The 15244-nt window shown below is 33.9% G+C and carries 18 protein-coding genes; 6 read left to right on the forward strand and 12 right to left on the reverse strand.

All coding sequences use genetic code 11. From position 1 onward, the window contains the following. Positions 1–108: 108 nt before the first annotated feature. The 3 genes from rpsB (at position 109) to C8P70_RS09530 (ending at position 2619) form a co-directional block, all read left to right on the forward strand. Positions 109–855, forward strand: coding sequence for a 30S ribosomal protein S2 (rpsB, locus tag C8P70_RS09520; protein WP_133713096.1), 747 nt, complete (start codon positions 109–111; stop codon positions 853–855). A gap of 99 nt (positions 856–954) precedes the next feature. Continuing rightward, positions 955–1920 (forward strand): translation elongation factor Ts, encoded by a 966-nt coding sequence (tsf, locus tag C8P70_RS09525; RefSeq protein WP_133713097.1) that lies wholly within the window; start codon positions 955–957, stop codon positions 1918–1920. A gap of 144 nt (positions 1921–2064) precedes the next feature. Continuing rightward, a complete protein-coding gene (locus C8P70_RS09530) occupies positions 2065–2619 on the forward strand; it encodes a DNA-3-methyladenine glycosylase I (protein ID WP_133713098.1) in 555 nt (184 codons plus the stop codon). A 45-nt stretch (positions 2620–2664) separates the two neighbouring features. On the opposite strand, the gene C8P70_RS09535 is transcribed toward C8P70_RS09530, so the two are convergent. Genes C8P70_RS09535 through C8P70_RS09550 form a run of 4 tightly spaced genes read right to left on the reverse strand, consistent with a single transcriptional unit; the run spans position 2665 to position 5173 of the window. Beyond that, complete coding sequence (locus C8P70_RS09535; protein WP_133713099.1) at positions 2665–3072, reverse strand: putative signal transducing protein; 408 nt, start codon at positions 3070–3072, stop codon at positions 2665–2667. Between the two features lie 42 nt (positions 3073–3114). Beyond that, the gene (gene aat / locus C8P70_RS09540) at positions 3115–3762 is read right to left on the reverse strand and encodes a leucyl/phenylalanyl-tRNA--protein transferase (protein ID WP_133713100.1); all 648 of its coding nucleotides are present in this window, start codon (positions 3760–3762) and stop codon (positions 3115–3117) included. Between the two features lie 36 nt (positions 3763–3798). Further along, positions 3799–4275: a DUF3127 domain-containing protein gene (locus C8P70_RS09545; protein WP_133713101.1), complete on the reverse strand. Its 477-nt coding sequence runs from the start codon at positions 4273–4275 to the stop codon at positions 3799–3801. 25 nt (positions 4276–4300) lie between these two features. Next, positions 4301–5173: a flavin reductase family protein gene (locus C8P70_RS09550; RefSeq protein WP_133713102.1), complete on the reverse strand. Its 873-nt coding sequence runs from the start codon at positions 5171–5173 to the stop codon at positions 4301–4303. A gap of 134 nt (positions 5174–5307) precedes the next feature. Here C8P70_RS09550 and C8P70_RS09555 point away from each other — a divergent pair, with 134 nt between their 5' ends. After that, positions 5308–6450, forward strand: a complete 1143-nt coding sequence (locus tag C8P70_RS09555) for a sensor histidine kinase (protein ID WP_133713103.1) — start codon at positions 5308–5310, stop codon at positions 6448–6450. A gap of 58 nt (positions 6451–6508) precedes the next feature. Here C8P70_RS09555 and C8P70_RS09560 read toward each other — a convergent pair whose 3' ends face one another. Both C8P70_RS09560 and greA read right to left on the reverse strand, forming a co-directional pair. Next, positions 6509–6898 (reverse strand): HIT family protein, encoded by a 390-nt coding sequence (locus C8P70_RS09560; RefSeq protein WP_133713104.1) that lies wholly within the window; start codon positions 6896–6898, stop codon positions 6509–6511. An 18-nt stretch (positions 6899–6916) separates the two neighbouring features. Further along, entirely contained in the window at positions 6917–7393 is a 477-nt protein-coding gene (gene greA, locus C8P70_RS09565; protein ID WP_133713105.1) for a transcription elongation factor GreA, read from the reverse strand. Positions 7394–7546: 153 nt separating this feature from the next. Between greA and C8P70_RS09570 the strand changes: the two genes are divergently transcribed. Beyond that, on the forward strand, positions 7547–7999 hold the full coding sequence (locus C8P70_RS09570) for a Rieske (2Fe-2S) protein (protein ID WP_133713106.1): 453 nt from the start codon (positions 7547–7549) through the stop codon (positions 7997–7999). Between the two features lie 43 nt (positions 8000–8042). Here C8P70_RS09570 and C8P70_RS09575 read toward each other — a convergent pair whose 3' ends face one another. The 5 genes from C8P70_RS09575 to C8P70_RS09595 form a co-directional block, all read right to left on the reverse strand. Further along, positions 8043–10244 (reverse strand): TonB-dependent receptor, encoded by a 2202-nt coding sequence (locus C8P70_RS09575; protein ID WP_133713107.1) that lies wholly within the window; start codon positions 10242–10244, stop codon positions 8043–8045. Positions 10245–10499: 255 nt separating this feature from the next. Then, positions 10500–10901, reverse strand: coding sequence for a peptide chain release factor-like protein (locus tag C8P70_RS09580; RefSeq protein ID WP_133713108.1), 402 nt, complete (start codon positions 10899–10901; stop codon positions 10500–10502). Positions 10902–11473: 572 nt separating this feature from the next. Then, a complete protein-coding gene (locus C8P70_RS09585; RefSeq protein WP_133713109.1) occupies positions 11474–12178 on the reverse strand; it encodes a Bax inhibitor-1/YccA family protein in 705 nt (234 codons plus the stop codon). A 41-nt stretch (positions 12179–12219) separates the two neighbouring features. Then, positions 12220–12726 (reverse strand): 4'-phosphopantetheinyl transferase family protein, encoded by a 507-nt coding sequence (locus C8P70_RS09590; RefSeq protein ID WP_243832694.1) that lies wholly within the window; start codon positions 12724–12726, stop codon positions 12220–12222. A 183-nt stretch (positions 12727–12909) separates the two neighbouring features. After that, on the reverse strand, positions 12910–13431 hold the full coding sequence (locus C8P70_RS09595; protein ID WP_133713111.1) for a hypothetical protein: 522 nt from the start codon (positions 13429–13431) through the stop codon (positions 12910–12912). A 120-nt stretch (positions 13432–13551) separates the two neighbouring features. Here C8P70_RS09595 and C8P70_RS09600 point away from each other — a divergent pair, with 120 nt between their 5' ends. Continuing rightward, positions 13552–13734 (forward strand): hypothetical protein, encoded by a 183-nt coding sequence (locus C8P70_RS09600; protein ID WP_133713112.1) that lies wholly within the window; start codon positions 13552–13554, stop codon positions 13732–13734. 215 nt (positions 13735–13949) lie between these two features. Here the strand turns inward: C8P70_RS09600 and C8P70_RS09605 are convergent, their stop codons facing one another. After that, positions 13950–15239, reverse strand: a complete 1290-nt coding sequence (locus tag C8P70_RS09605; RefSeq protein WP_166666207.1) for a DUF4302 domain-containing protein — start codon at positions 15237–15239, stop codon at positions 13950–13952. Between the last annotated feature and the right edge of the window lie 5 nt (positions 15240–15244).

Here is a 15244-nt window from a genome sequence, read left to right on the forward strand (position 1 = left end):
TTTTGTTGCACTTGCTGAGGCAAGAGGTAGTTTAGCATCTAAATGAAGCCCAAAGCCAAACGCTTAACGGAACATTGCTAATCACAAGAACGTAAACTATTTACAGAAATGGCAAACAAAGTAGAAGTAAAAGAATTACTAGAAGCAGGTGTTCACTTCGGACACATGACTAGAAAATGGGATCCAAATATGGCTCCTTATATCTATATGGAGCGTAATGGTATTCACATTATCAATCTATATAAAACTGCGGCTAAAATTGAAGAAGCTGGCGAAGCTTTGAAAAAAATTGCTGCATCAGGAAGAAAAATCCTTTTTGTTGCTACTAAAAAGCAAGCAAAAGACATCGTAGCTGAAAAAGCAGCTGCGGCAAACATGCCTTACATCACAGAAAGATGGCCAGGTGGTATGTTGACTAACTTCGTTACTATCCGTAAAGCTGTTAAAAAAATGGCTTCAATCGATAGAATGAAAAAAGACGGTACATTCAATACTCTTTCTAAAAAAGAGCGTTTACAGGTTGAACGTCTTCGTGCAAAATTAGAGAAAAACTTAGGTTCAATTGCCGATATGACGCGTTTACCGGCTGCTCTATTTGTTGTAGATATCAAAGCTGAACACATTGCGATTAAAGAAGCTCAAAAATTAAACATTCCTATCTTCGCTATGGTAGATACAAACTCTGATCCACGTCAGGTTGATTACGTTATACCAGCAAACGATGATGCTTCTAAATCAATTGATAAAATTTTATCTTTAGTGACTTCTTCAATTATCGAAGGTAATGCAGAAAGAAAGTCTGAAAAAGAAGAAACTCCTGCTGCAAAAGCAGAAGTTAAAGCTGCTGAAGCATAATTTTTAACAATATCATAAAGTCGTTGTGCTGATAGATGTCTACCTTTGTATGCAACTATCCATAACGGCTTTTTTTATTAACTTATTAATACAATACAAATGGCAAATATTACCGCTGCAGAAGTAAACAAATTAAGACAAATTACAGGTGCCGGAATGATGGACTGTAAAAAAGCTCTTGTTGAAGCTGAAGGAGATTTTGATAAAGCAATCGAAGTATTGCGTAAAAAAGGACAAAAAGTTGCTGCTAACCGTTCTGATCGCGAATCGACAGAAGGTGCCGCTGTAGCTTTTATCAATGCAGACAAAACAAGAGGCGTTGTACTTACTTTAAACTGTGAGACAGACTTTGTAGGAAAAAATGAAGGTTTTCAGGCATTAGCAAAAGAATTAGCTGAAAAAGCGATCAATTTTGATACAAAAGATGCTTTCTTAGCTTCTGCGTACGACAGCGCAATGACTGTAGCTGAAAAATTAGTTGAGCAAACAGGAGTTATTGGTGAAAAAATAGAAATTGGTTCTTTTGAAGTACTTGAAGGAGCATTTATCGGATCTTACGTTCACGGTAACAAGATTGCTGCTATCACAGCTTTATCTTCTCCTATTGCGAAAGCTGAAGAACTAGGAAAAGACATTTCTATGCAGGTAGCTTCAATGGGTGCAGAAACTTTATCTTATAAAGATTTTGACCCTGAATTTGTTGCTAAAGAAACTGAAGCTCGTATCGCTGTTATCGTAAAAGAAAATGAAGAATTAGTGCGTTTAGGTAAAACACTTAAAAACGTACCTCAATATATTTCTTATGCTCAAATTACTGACGAAGTATTAAAACAAGCAGAAGAAGATGCGAAAGCAGAATTAAAAGCTGAGGGTAAACCAGAAAACATTTGGGACAGGATTCTTCCTGGAAAAATCCAACGTTTTATCAGCGACAACACAACTTTAGATCAAGAAAAAGCTTTGTTAGATCAAAACTTTATTAAAGACGAATCTAAAAAAGTAGGCGATTATGTAAAAGGATTTGGAGTAGAAATTACAGGTTTCAAAAGAGCTTCTTTAGGATAATCGATTTTCAAATATACAATAAAGCCTCTGAACCTAGGGTTTAGAGGCTTTTGTTTTTTTATATATTCACAATACTATTTACTCTTTTTTTTGTAAATTTAGGCTATACATACCTGGCAATTTATTTTAGAAAACAACAAACTTATGAAAAGATGTGATTGGGTTTCCTCAGACGAAATGTATATAAAATATCACGATGAAGAATGGGGGCAACCTGTTTATGACGATGATACTATTTTTGAATTTTTAGTATTGGAATCCTTTCAGGCTGGACTAAGCTGGATTACAATTTTAAAAAAACGTGAAAATTTTCGTCAAGCTTTTGACCATTTTGACTATAAAAAGATAGCCTCTTATTCTGATAAAAAAATCGAAGCATTATTACAAAACACCGGGATTGTAAGAAATCGCCTAAAAGTTCTGGCAACGGTAAACAACGCCAAACGCTTTATGGAAGTTCAGCAGGAATTCGGAACTTTTTCAAAATACATTTGGAGCTTTGTCAATCATCAACCGATTGTAAATACCTTTACAAATATCAAAGAAGTACCTGCAACAACAGAAATCTCAGATGCTTTGGCAAAAGATCTTAAAAAAAGAGGCTTTAAATTCTTGGGATCAACTGTGATTTATGCTCACATGCAGGCAACAGGTATGGTAAATGACCATATTACTTCTTGTATTTGTTATGGTCAATAATTTGTATCTACAAAGACTAAAAAATCATAACTAATGCAATTCTGTTTATTTTATCTCGGTTTCCCATCCGCAAGCTTTACATTTTCGCACATTTTTATAATAGATAGGATAAGTTTGAAATAAAAACGAAATCAACATCAAAAAGATTCCTTTTAAATTCTTAATTGATTTATAATTAGTATAAAAAAGACTGCTACCACAATTTTCACACCCTAATTTATCTTCAAAATGATACGAATAGTTTTCTATTTCTTCAAGAATTGTCAAAGCCTCTTTAAAATCTTCTTCTTTAACTTTTAATTTTATTCCTCCTAACGCATAAGAATATAAAGGATTAGTAGCTATTGAATTTTCGTCCTGTAAAAAACAGTAAATCATTTTGCTCTCTAACTTAGTTTTTAGCAAATGAGCTTCTACATAAGAATCAAAAATTTTTAAGGTTTTAAATTTCATCTTTATACTTATTATTACCCTTTAAAATAGAAAGTTTTATAATTAAAAACTTAGATTCAAAAATTGCATAAAATCCTCTCTATTAATTTCTCTTGCTCCTAAGCTCGCCAAATGATCGTTATAAACCTGACAATCCAGTAATTTGTATTGTTGTTTTTGCAGTTGTTTACACAAAAAAATAAATGCTAATTTACTGGCATTTGGAACAATGGAAAACATACTTTCACCACAAAAAATATGTTCTAAATCAATTCCGTACAATCCGCCAACCAATTTATTATTCTGCCACACTTCTACAGATTTTGCAAATCCTGTGTGATGCAACTCACAATATGCATTCAGCATATCATCGGTAATCCACGTTCCGTGTTGCCCGGTGCGCTTTACCTTTTGACACTGGGTAATCACCGCTCTGAAATCAGTATTAAATGTAATTTCAAACTGCTTTCTATTCAGTATATTGCGCATGCTTTTGGATATCCTAAGTTCTTCAAAAAAAAGAACCATCCGCGGATTAGGCGCCCACCACGTAATAGGTTCGCCGTCTTCAAACCACGGAAAAATTCCTGATTGATACGCTAAAATCAACCTTTCGGCAGACAAATCTCCGCCTACAGCCAAAATTCCGGATTCATGCGCTTGCTCTACGTCTGGAAAATAAAGTTGTTGAGAGTCTAAAAGAGTAATCATGTAAAAAGAATCCCCGAATAACTCGGGGATTAAATATTAAAACGGTAAATCGTCGTGTTCTTCTTCTGTATAGTTTGAAGCAGGCGGAAACTGATTGCCCATTGGAGTGTTTTGTTGAGCAAACTGATTTTGCTGCATTGGCTGACCTCCTTGCTGGTTTTCTCCATAAGGCTGTCCTCCCATTCCTGTCGGCTGCTGCATATACTGATTTTGCATAGGCTGCCCCATAGCTTGCCCTGCTACATATCGTTCGATTCTCCAACCCTGAATAGTATTAAAAAAACGAGTTTCTCCCTGAGGGTTTACCCATTCTCTGCCTCTTAAATTAATCGAAACTTTAACTTGTTCTCCTATCTGAAACGTATCTAAAAGATTTACTCTGTCCTGCGTAAACTCAATTAAAATATGCTGAGGGTATTGCTCTTCCGTAGTCACAACCACTTCTCTTTTTCTAAAAGTAGAGCTTATATCCTGCGGTTGTCCAATCATTCTTATTCTTCCTGTTACTTCCATTTTTTATTATTTTCCCCGATTATACTTATTTTGCTAATATGGTTTTCCAAGCCAAAGATACATTATTTTCTGCTAAATACTTTTTGGCTTTTTCAAATTTCTTGATGCTATTGCCCGATGTGAGGATTTCTCTCATATCTGGTTCGCTTTGACTAAAAGCGAGAATATCTTCTTCCGACGGAAGCTGTTCTACATTGCCTAAAACACCGAAATCATTTCCTGTAAAGATACCGCTGTCAATAGCTTCCTTCGGAATAGCATCTACACCTATGCCCAACGTAGTCAAAGGTTTTTCAACTTCAAACATTCCCTTGCCGGCACGGGTATACCAATTGCCTCCCATCCGGGCTACTAAATCTATTTTGTGCTGATCAATTCCTCCTTTTTCATTTAATACTCTTTCGTCAATATGTATTTTTACAACTTCACAAATTACCAAATTACCGGCTCCACCTTCATTGCCCAGACCTATTACCTCCTGAACTGTACACTCAAACTGTACCGGACTTTCTTTTACCCTGAACGGACGTACCTCTTCAGATGGAATCATTGTCAATCCCGATTTCACAAATTCATTTACGCCATCCTTGTATTCCGTACTGGACAAAGAAGTTTGCTGTACCATATTATAGTCTACCACATTGATGACCACCTGCATAGTTGCCTGAACATTTAGTAAGGTATGCTTAACGGTGTTATCCCTCACTCTTCGAGAAGGCGAAAAAATTAAGATGGGCGGATTGGCGCTGAACAAATTAAAGAAACTGAATGGCGACAAATTAGGTCTTCCGTCTGCGTCAACTGTACTTGCCAGAGCAATCGGCCTCGGACCTATAGATCCTTGTAAATATCCTTGTAATTCCGCTGTTGATATCTCTTTCGGTATGATTGTTTTCATTAAAATAGTATTATTGAGCTAAAAAAGTAAATTTACAAAAGCTTTCATAAACGAAAAAATTTAATTCGGTTACATTTAATAAAGCATTTTGATTTCAATTTTATTACCTTAGCCTAAACACAACATTTTATATTTTGATTCGCAAAAAAGGGATAATTCGCTGGGGAGTGATTACCGCTGCTTTTATAACTCTTCTACTCATTTTGTGGAACACCTATTCCTTTTTTCAAAATTACAAAGACGAAGAGCGCATAAAAATGAAAATTTGGGCAGAAGCGTCCAATACGTTAAACGATGCAACTTTAATGGACACCAATCTTGAACTGCCTCTGCTAATTCTTACCAATAATACTACTATTCCTATTATCCAGACTACAGATAACGACAGTATTTTATCTATGGTAAACATAGATGAAAAGATAGTGAATGATCCAAAAAAAATAAACTTATTTCTCAAAAAATTAAAATCTCAAAACAATCCAATAGAAGTAAGTGTTGGAAAACACAAACAATATTTATATTACGGAAATTCGTCTTTATTGGTCAAATTAAAATATTACCCTATTGCTTTAATCGTCATCTTTTTGTTTTTTACCATTCTTATTTTTAATTTTTATCGGAGTAATAAAATGGCAACTCAAAATCGCTTATGGACCGGAATGGCAAAAGAAACTGCGCATCAAATCGGAACGCCGCTTTCCTCGTTATTGGGGTGGATAGAAATTATGAAGTTGGAGAATGTTTCTCCAGCTATTACGGAGGAAATAGAAAAAGATGTTAACCGATTAGAAGTTATCGCCAACAGGTTTTCCAAGATAGGGTCAAAACCACAACTTTCTCCAACAGATATAATCGCCGAAACCCAGAAAGTTTTTGAATATTTACAGTACAGAACATCCAAGCAAATCTCCTTTCAGTTTAAAGCACCTGAGCATCCTATTTTGGTGATGCTCAATGATGAGCTTCACAGCTGGACAATAGAAAACCTGATTAAAAATGCTATTGACGCTATGAAAGGAAAAGGTAATATTGATATTCTTATTCAGGATGGCGACAAACACGTTCATCTTTACGTAAGCGACACCGGCGGAGGAATTCCGCGAAACATGTTTACCAAAATTTTTGAGCCGGGTTATACTACTAAAAAGAGAGGATGGGGTTTGGGCTTATCTCTCACAAAACGCATTGTAGAAGATTTTCAGAATGGAAAAGTAAAAGTGTTACATTCCGAAATGGGAAAAGGAACTACTTTCTATATTATCTATAAAAAGGCTTAAGCTTATAGGAAAGATGAGTAAATAAAAAAGCCACTAAAATCAGTGGCTCTTTCTTTATTTATAGATTTTCTGCAATCTGTTTGGCTGTTTGTTCAAATGCTTCAGGCGTAAGCTTTTCTTTTTTAGTAAATCGAATATCATCCATTTCCTGTAATGGAATCAGATGCACATGCACATGGGGAACTTCCAATCCAACCACTGACATTCCCACTCTTTTACATGGTACAGCCTTTTCAAGAGCTAAAGCCACTTTACGAGAGAACTTCATCAATTCCATATAGTGTTCTTCTTCCATATCAAAAATCTTATCGATTTCTTTTTTAGGAATACATAATGTATGTCCTTTGGCATTGGGATTAATATCCAAAAAAGCCAAAAAATCATCATCCTCGGCTACTTTATAAGCCGGCAATTCTCCATTTATGATTTTTGTAAAAATAGAACTCATGATTATTCTTTTTTAAGGTTAATCTCGGGTAATTTCAAGAACTTCAAATTTCATTGTACCATTTGGCACTTGGATTTCGGCAATATCTCCCACAGATTTTCCCAACAATCCTTTTCCAATAGGAGACGTTACAGAAATTTTACCTGTTTTTAAATCCGCTTCACTTTCTGCTACCAAAGTATATTTAATAACCATCCCGTTTGCCTGATTTTTTATTTTTACTGTAGACAGCACCAATACTTTGGAAACGTCCAACTGAGATTCATCAATTAACCGGGCATTTGCCACTACTTCTTCTAATTTGGCAATTTTCAGTTCTAATAAACCTTGTGCTTCCTTTGCAGCATCATACTCCGCATTTTCAGACAAATCACCCTTATCTCTTGCTTCTGCAATAGCTTGAGAAGCCTTTGGACGCTCAACATTTTTTAACTGCTCCAACTCGTCCTTCAATTTTTTAAGTCCTTCAGCAGTATAATACGAAATCTTACTCATAACTAACTGGTTTATATTATAAATAGAAAAAATCCCTTAAAAATGGGATTTCGCTCTATTAAAGATATTTTTATGCTTTTTTACACTTTATCTATACTAAGATACTTTAGAACAAAGTTAATTAATTAAATTTGTTTAATCAATATTTGTACAATGAAAAAGGTATTTGTTTTTATAATTATTTTATTTGCTTCATTTTCCTGCTCCAAAAGCGGAGGACATTATACCAATCCCTATTTGCCAAGCAATCCGGTTAACCTGACCATAGATTTGAATTTACCCGCTTATGACGATTTGCGATATGCTAATGGTTCAGCTGTTATAAATATGCCTAATCAAGGTGTGTTGGGCGTAGTAATTTTTAATTTAGGAAGCGATTTATACGCTGCCTACGATATTGCCTGTCCTAATCATAAAATTGAACCTTGCTCTAGCATGACTTTGGATAAAAGAGGAAGTATATATATGTCCTGTCATTGCAGTATACATCCGGAACCTTTGAAATACAGTCTCATAACCGGAACTTCTATGACAGAAGGTGCGGAATATCAAATGAAGCCGTACCCTGTTACTAAAAGGGGGAATATTATTTCGGTTAATTATTAACAAGTAAAAGAGCGATTAATTATAATCGCTCTTGTGTTATATTTTAAAATTTCAAATTCAAACCTGCCAGTATATTGAACTCTGCCTGCGGATAATATCCTGCTCCGTCGATTGTTTTTTTAATTGTTTTTACTTTTTCAGATTCAAGTTCGGGTTCTTGAATAGTTATCACATCAGTCCAATAATACCCGTTGGAAATATATTTAACGTTAAAAATATTATTTGCCAACAATGAAATTCCTACTGATTTAAACCATCTTTTTACTGGAAATTCATAATGAATGCTTATATCATTTACAAAATATGAGTCAAGCTTAGAGGTTTTTGTTTGTATATTAGACATATATTGATCCCCTACAAATTTGGTTAATAAAGAAATGCTCATTCCTTCTATCGGCAATAGTGTGATACCATTGGACGCAATAAAATTGGGTGAAAAAGCTATGGATGTTGTTCCAAAGTTTTTTTGTTCGCCATCCCAACTATCTTTAAAATTTTTATTTTTATTGGAACTTATAGTTATGCTTGGACTCCAATAGAGCTTTTCCAGTATTTTCACATTGGCATCTATCTCTAACCCCAAGCGATAACTGTCTCCACTATTTTCTCTGATCATCCCTCCCACATCGTTGAGTTCTCCTGTCAAAACCAATTGATCTGTATAATTCATAAAATAGGCATTTACATTTAATGTGGTTTGCCCGTTTTTATATCTCCATCCCAATTCGTAATCATCTAATTTTTCAGATTTAGGTTTGCCTTCTCCTTCATAATCTTTTCTACTAGGCTCCCTATTGGCTCTTGCGTAAGAAAAGTAAAGCTGGTTATTTTCATTTGCCTGAAAGGTAATCCCTCCTTTGGGATTAAAGAAATTAAATTCATCGTCTACCAGACCGGTTTCTATTGCATTGGCTTCATAAGTCACTCTCCTGTATTGTAAATCACCAAACAATCCCCATTGCGGCGAAAGCTGCCAGGTTGCTTTAGTAAAGAAATTCACATCTGTTTTAACAGCGTCATCTCTGTAATATTCTTGTTTGTAACTGTGTTTTACGGGTTCTCTTGTCCATAATATTTCTCCAAAGTGATCTCCTTCATACTTATTGGCTCCTCCTCCAAAAATTAGGCTCAAATCTTCTGTACTGTAATTGGCATTAAAAACCATTCCGTAAAAATGATTATCCAACCATTTTGTGCGGATTAAATCGGTTCGGTTCACTTCTTTTCCATCTACCGTTATTGGCTCAAAACCATACTCTGTAAATTTTTGATTATTTTTGTAGTTTTCATAATATCCATCTCCTTTCGTATAGTGAAGAGACACATTTGATGTCCAGTTGTCTGCCCATCTTTCACTCCAATGCAGCTGATAATTAGTTTGTTTATAATTGTCGGTTTCATTGTTATAAAACTTAACTTCTCCATTATCGTTCGTATACATTCCTGATGGATTATATCTCCTTCCATAAGTATCAATCTGCTCCTGATCAACGCCATTCCATGCCTGATATGTTTTTTCTTTACCTCCAAAAATCAAAGCTTTTATCATAGAAGTGGTTCCTACGTATGTTCCCTGTAAAAAGTATGATTTTAGATCAGATGCTGCGCGGTCAATATAACCGTCTGAATGAATATCTGATAATCTTCCTACAAACTCAAACTTGTCGTTGATTAATCCAGTACTAAATTTAACTGTTGATTTACGCGTATTATAGCTTCCGAACGAATTAGAAATTTCTCCTCCGGCTTCCGGCTGATAGTAATCCGTTGTTAAATTTAAACTTGCGCCAAAAGCAGCTGCTCCATTAGTAGACGTTCCAACGCCTCTCTGCAGTTGAATATTTTGTGTGGAAGAAGCGAAGTCAGGTAGATTTACCCAAAATGCACCTTGAGATTCTGCGTCATTATAAGGAATTCCATTGAGAGTAACGTTCACTCGAGATGCGTCTGACCCCCTTACTCTAAAGCTTGAGTAGCCTATTCCGTTTCCGGCATCAGTTGTTGTAACTACCGAAGTCATGTAAGACATAAGAGATGGAATATCCTGTCCTAAGTTTTTCTGAGCAATTTCTTTTTTGCTTAAATTGCTAAAAGCAATTGGTGTTTTCTCATCTACTTTAACCGAAGATACGATTATTTCGTTAAGCGAAGTACTTTGCAAAGTGTCTTTTTCCACTTTGTTTTGTGCATAAGTCGTACAAGTTGTGCTAAAAAAGACAAATAGTCCAAATAGATTTTTTTTCATCCGTAAAAAAATTACGAATAAAAGGGGCAATTATTCTTTTGTTAATAATTACACTTAATTTATATCCACAACCAAAATATGATTGCTTACCTCCCTTGGCAGCATTACCTGCCCAGGTTCCATGGGTATGATCTCAGCCGTTATCGGCACCCCTTTGAGATTTGGTGCAAATATAGACATTTATTTATAATAAGAACATACCAATATTGTATAACTAAAAATCACCTGTATTTATCTAATTCTTCCATATTACAATTAAAAATCAGGGCGTTTTCTCAGTGCTTTTTTTATCGATAGTACTCTTTTGTTTTCACGACGCTTTAATTGGATTCTTTTAGGTACAATTGTTTTTTTCCGATTTTTCTGTTTAATCAAATTTATATATAGTAATTCGAAGAAGCGCTCAATAACTATATTTTTATTTTTCAACTGACTTCTGGTTGCATCAGAATCTAACAACAATAATCCTTCTTTTGTAAGGCGATTTTTCAGCCGGATGAATAATATTTTTTGTTCTTCTTCATTTAATCCTTTTGTATTTGCCAAGCTCCAAGATAAAATAACTTTAGTAGATACTTTGTTCATATTTTGTCCTCCTGCACCACTACTTCTAACAGCTTTAAATTCAAGTTCTCTTTTTATAATTTCCTGATTCATTTTCTTATTTTAATATTTTATACCAAACAAGTAAGCTACAACCACAAGAATTGAAAAAAATTATTGAAGTAGTTATGTCAATATAATTCTCAGAACGAATTTGATTCCCTGGTGTTTTATAGATGAAATAAACTATCACTAAGGTAATTTTAAAGGAATTACGCGTGCCATTTTCTTTTTGAGTTGCCCTTGTAATGTTTATGTTTATAATCGTTGATTAAGTGCTTTCTTTTCTTTACCTTCTACCCCATGCATATAAAACTATCATAGAATACTAAGTGAGAACCATAGTCCCTAAATACACCTACCAAATAAAGTAAATAAACTGTGATAATTGTAGCTATTTAATTCAATGTGCTAAACCAAAATATTTTCTTTTCCAGCATACAAAAACACTCACTATTCCAAAAATAAAGGCAATTGAATCTAAAATTATATTGATCAAATTAGTATTTCCATATGTTCCGAAAAAGAATTCAAAACCAAGTCCATCAATCTATATCGTTTTCTAGGATAAAATTACCAAAAAAGCCGCATTCACAATGCGGCTTTAAAAATTATATTTTTTTATATTAACTATTTCTACTCATCAATATTCTTAAAATATACCAAAACAAAAGCATTAATGACGCAAATAAGCTTAAAGCAGCTGGTATATATTGATTAGCTGCATATTCATTTTTAATCTGCCAAGTGGAATATAAAATTGATCCGGAAGCTAAAGCTACCATTGCCAATGAAAACCAAAGACCTAAATTAAATCCGAACAACATTCCTGCTACAATTGTGCCAATTGCTACAAAAAAACCAATAGTAAGAATAGAACGCAAAAAAGAAAAGTTAGCATTTGAACCAAAAACCACACCTGTTAACCCCGCAAACAGTGCCAATGTTAAGATAGCTGCCTGAGTTATTAATGAAGTATCTCCAGTCATAACTAAAGCCATAGTTAATAATGGTACGAATAAAAAAGCTTGCGCTAAAACATACAGAAAAAACCCTGCATATTGTTGTGTTTTATTTGCTGATTTATAGGTTAGATTCTGTGCAAACCAAGTAACTCCCATAAAAGCTCCTAGAATTAACAACCATGAGAATTTTCCCATACCTATCAGATTAAACATCCCGTTAACCACAAAAGGAGTATTGAGTAAAATGGTTTCTAAAATTATAAATACTAATACGCCTAATGCCAGATTAGAATACGTTTTTCTGTAGAATTTAGTCTTTACAATATCTGTTTCGTAAGCTACTGCATAATTAAAATTGTTATCCATATTCCTATTTTTTAACGAATATACAAAAAAATATTTTTAGTCTATTTTGCAAAACTATAAGTCATCATAAAACTTCCTAAATCACAACTAAAATATTCAAATCGTTTTTGAAGACTACCTCTGCTTACAATCGCCTCTCCCTCTTTATTATTATATCTATCTAAGTCTACATAAATGTGATCCTTAAAGCTCAGTCCTCTAGTATTACACATTTTAAAGACAGATTCTTTGGCACACCAGATTAATGTAGTGTTTTCTACTCTTTTTTCGATTTCTTGGGAATTGACATATAACAATTCTTTATCATTACAAAATTTATCAGCAATGCGAATAATCTTTTCGCGTTTTTTCTCAATATCTATTCCTACATTTTCTTCACTTATGACAATTGCGGCATATTCAAACGAATGAGTTATCGATATACATTTTCCGTCTGTCAAATGCGGTTTCCCATCTCCGTTGTAAAACAAATCATTATCTGTATATCCTGCCAGTATTAAAAGCTGCCGGATACTCATAAATCCTTTTTGATGGATTTTAGATTTCATATTATTTAACCGTTTTGCACTTACATCCCGCAGAACTGTATACTCACTAAGTTCCTTCAATTCTTCTTCTATCTTCCAAACAAAAACAGTTGCTCGATCTTGATGATTTATCTTTTTGAATAACGGCATAATAATAAAAAAACTGCAATAAAAAATTGCAGTTTTCTAAATATATTTAAAAAATTAGTTGTTTGATAAAATGCGATTATATTCTATCTCAATTCTAACCACAGACTTATCATATCCTCCTTGTATTACTTCAGATGGTGTAAGTCCTCGACTTAGACGCATATTCTGTTGGTTTAAAACCATAAAAACATAATCATCTGTTGATTCGCCATTGGAAACTTTTAACCTCCTTCCATCTGGTAATCCCCAGGTATATGCATTAGGGACAAGATTTTCCTCGCATTCTACTTTTTCAACTTCAGGCTTCTCTAGAACCAAATAAGCTAAATAGTTTGCTGTACCATTAGGTACAAATGTCAACTCATCATATGGACAATCCTCCGAAGCTTTCATTGATCTTTCAGAAACCACATGATTATCCGAATCATAGGCATATTCATTTACTACATACCATCCTCCTATTAACAGCGCTTTATTCTCTGTAATTTTATCACTTTCTGAATCATCACTTTTACTGCACCCAAAAAACAACAGTAAAAACACAGAACACGTAACGACACTTATTATTTTATTCATAATATTTCTTTTCTACAAAGGTAAAAAATAAAATATTATTTTATTACATAAAAATCATCTCCATTTTACCGGCATGCTTTTTGCTCGATTATAAGGGTATTAATTTTTAAATTATTTTTTATGAAAAAGTTATTTTTTATTTGGCTTACTTTGTTTTCAGTGAGTGCATTTGCACAGACGCAACCTAATCCTACTAATGAAGTTTTGGATTTTAAACAATTGGAAAAAGAAGGTTATGTTCAAGTAGCCCCAGATTTAGGTCATAATTCCGAATATCAATGTTGGATAGGACTTATCTTTTAATGTGATGAAAATGGGAATAAAACTCTTGGAGACCCTATCACTGTGACTGCTTATAGCCCCCAAGGTATTCAGGATAAACAAAGAGAATATTGCGAAACAGGAAGTGTTACAGTTCCAAGGGAATGTGAACCTTAAACAAATAATTAGAACTTTAAATAACAAAAAAAGAGGATTGCTGTTAGCAATCCTCTTTTTCATAACTATTTTCTATAATCTTAAAAAAGCCATGTATCAAATACAACTCCTCCACAATAAACCGTTACAATCTTATTGATATAATATATATTATATTTTTGATCTTTAACAAGAAACTCTCCTTCTTCAAACAATCCTTGATGTAATTGCTTGATATTATCTGGAACAGAAGACTCATTTTGCCAAGAACCATTTCCTATAACAACTTTATTTCCTCCATCTGTTACTGGGGTCTGATAAGCATATTGCCCTCCTTCTTCTGTAAAATAAACAACTCTTACCATTCCGTTTTGACCATAAATATCAAATTGTTCAACAGATGTCGGCTCCATTAGGTTATAAAATTTTTCCGTATTACTTGGTGCCCTTAAAAGATATTCACGTTGAAATATAAGCCGTTCTTGTTTATTTGAAAAGAAATAGTCTTTGTATTCACTTGACCATTTGCTAGGCGAATCCACCAATTTAATTTTTACAACTGTATTGCCTTCATTTACAGAAACCAGCTCTTTATTAGTTGAATTCCATTTAAATTCGGTATATTCTACATCGTCTATCATTATTGCCGGACTAATAATCGCTCCATCATTAGTATATCCTATTCCAAATCCTTTTTTCCCGGCTAACAAATCCTGATCTGTTCCGTCATTAAAACTCATAAAACGTAAAGATGATGTAAATATAGCATCATATTTTTTAATATCTGAGCCATTACTAACTTCTACACTTCTAAATATAGGTGCATCAGGATTCGCTAAACCTTCCACCACTGCTTTTCTATTTTCAAAACCACTCCAATCTTCATTAGAAGCCCTTACAAAACGTATTTCATTATCAGGTTTTTTTGTACTTCTAAATAAAATTTCATCTTCAGTATGTCCATAATATCTAAACTGATACTCACCCTCAAATCCTCTTCCTGCAACCAAAGCTGAGTTCATCGGATCTGAAAGTTCATGAATTTTATTACGTGTTGTAAAAACCAAACTAGTCGTAGCCCTAAGCTGAATTTCATATTCACCCTCTGTTTCGGTATAGCCTTCATCGTTAAAATCAGAAATCATTGTCACCCTTCCGTCATCTGTAAATTTCATCAAAAACGAAAAACCTCCAATACCGCTATCATTTGTAAAATATTCTAATTTCCATCCTTCAGCAGAAGAAGTAAGAACTTCTCTCAGTTCTTTTTGACGTGCTTCCTCTCTTTCAACAGGACTTTGTGTAAAAACTTCATTATCACTTTTACAAGAAGATAACAAGGCGGTTAACACAAAAACACATAAACTTATCTTTATAATTCTTTTTATCATGATTG

The sequence above is a fragment of the Myroides indicus genome (genome assembly GCF_004364575.1).
Lineage (GTDB): Bacteria > Bacteroidota > Bacteroidia > Flavobacteriales > Flavobacteriaceae > Flavobacterium > Flavobacterium indicum_A.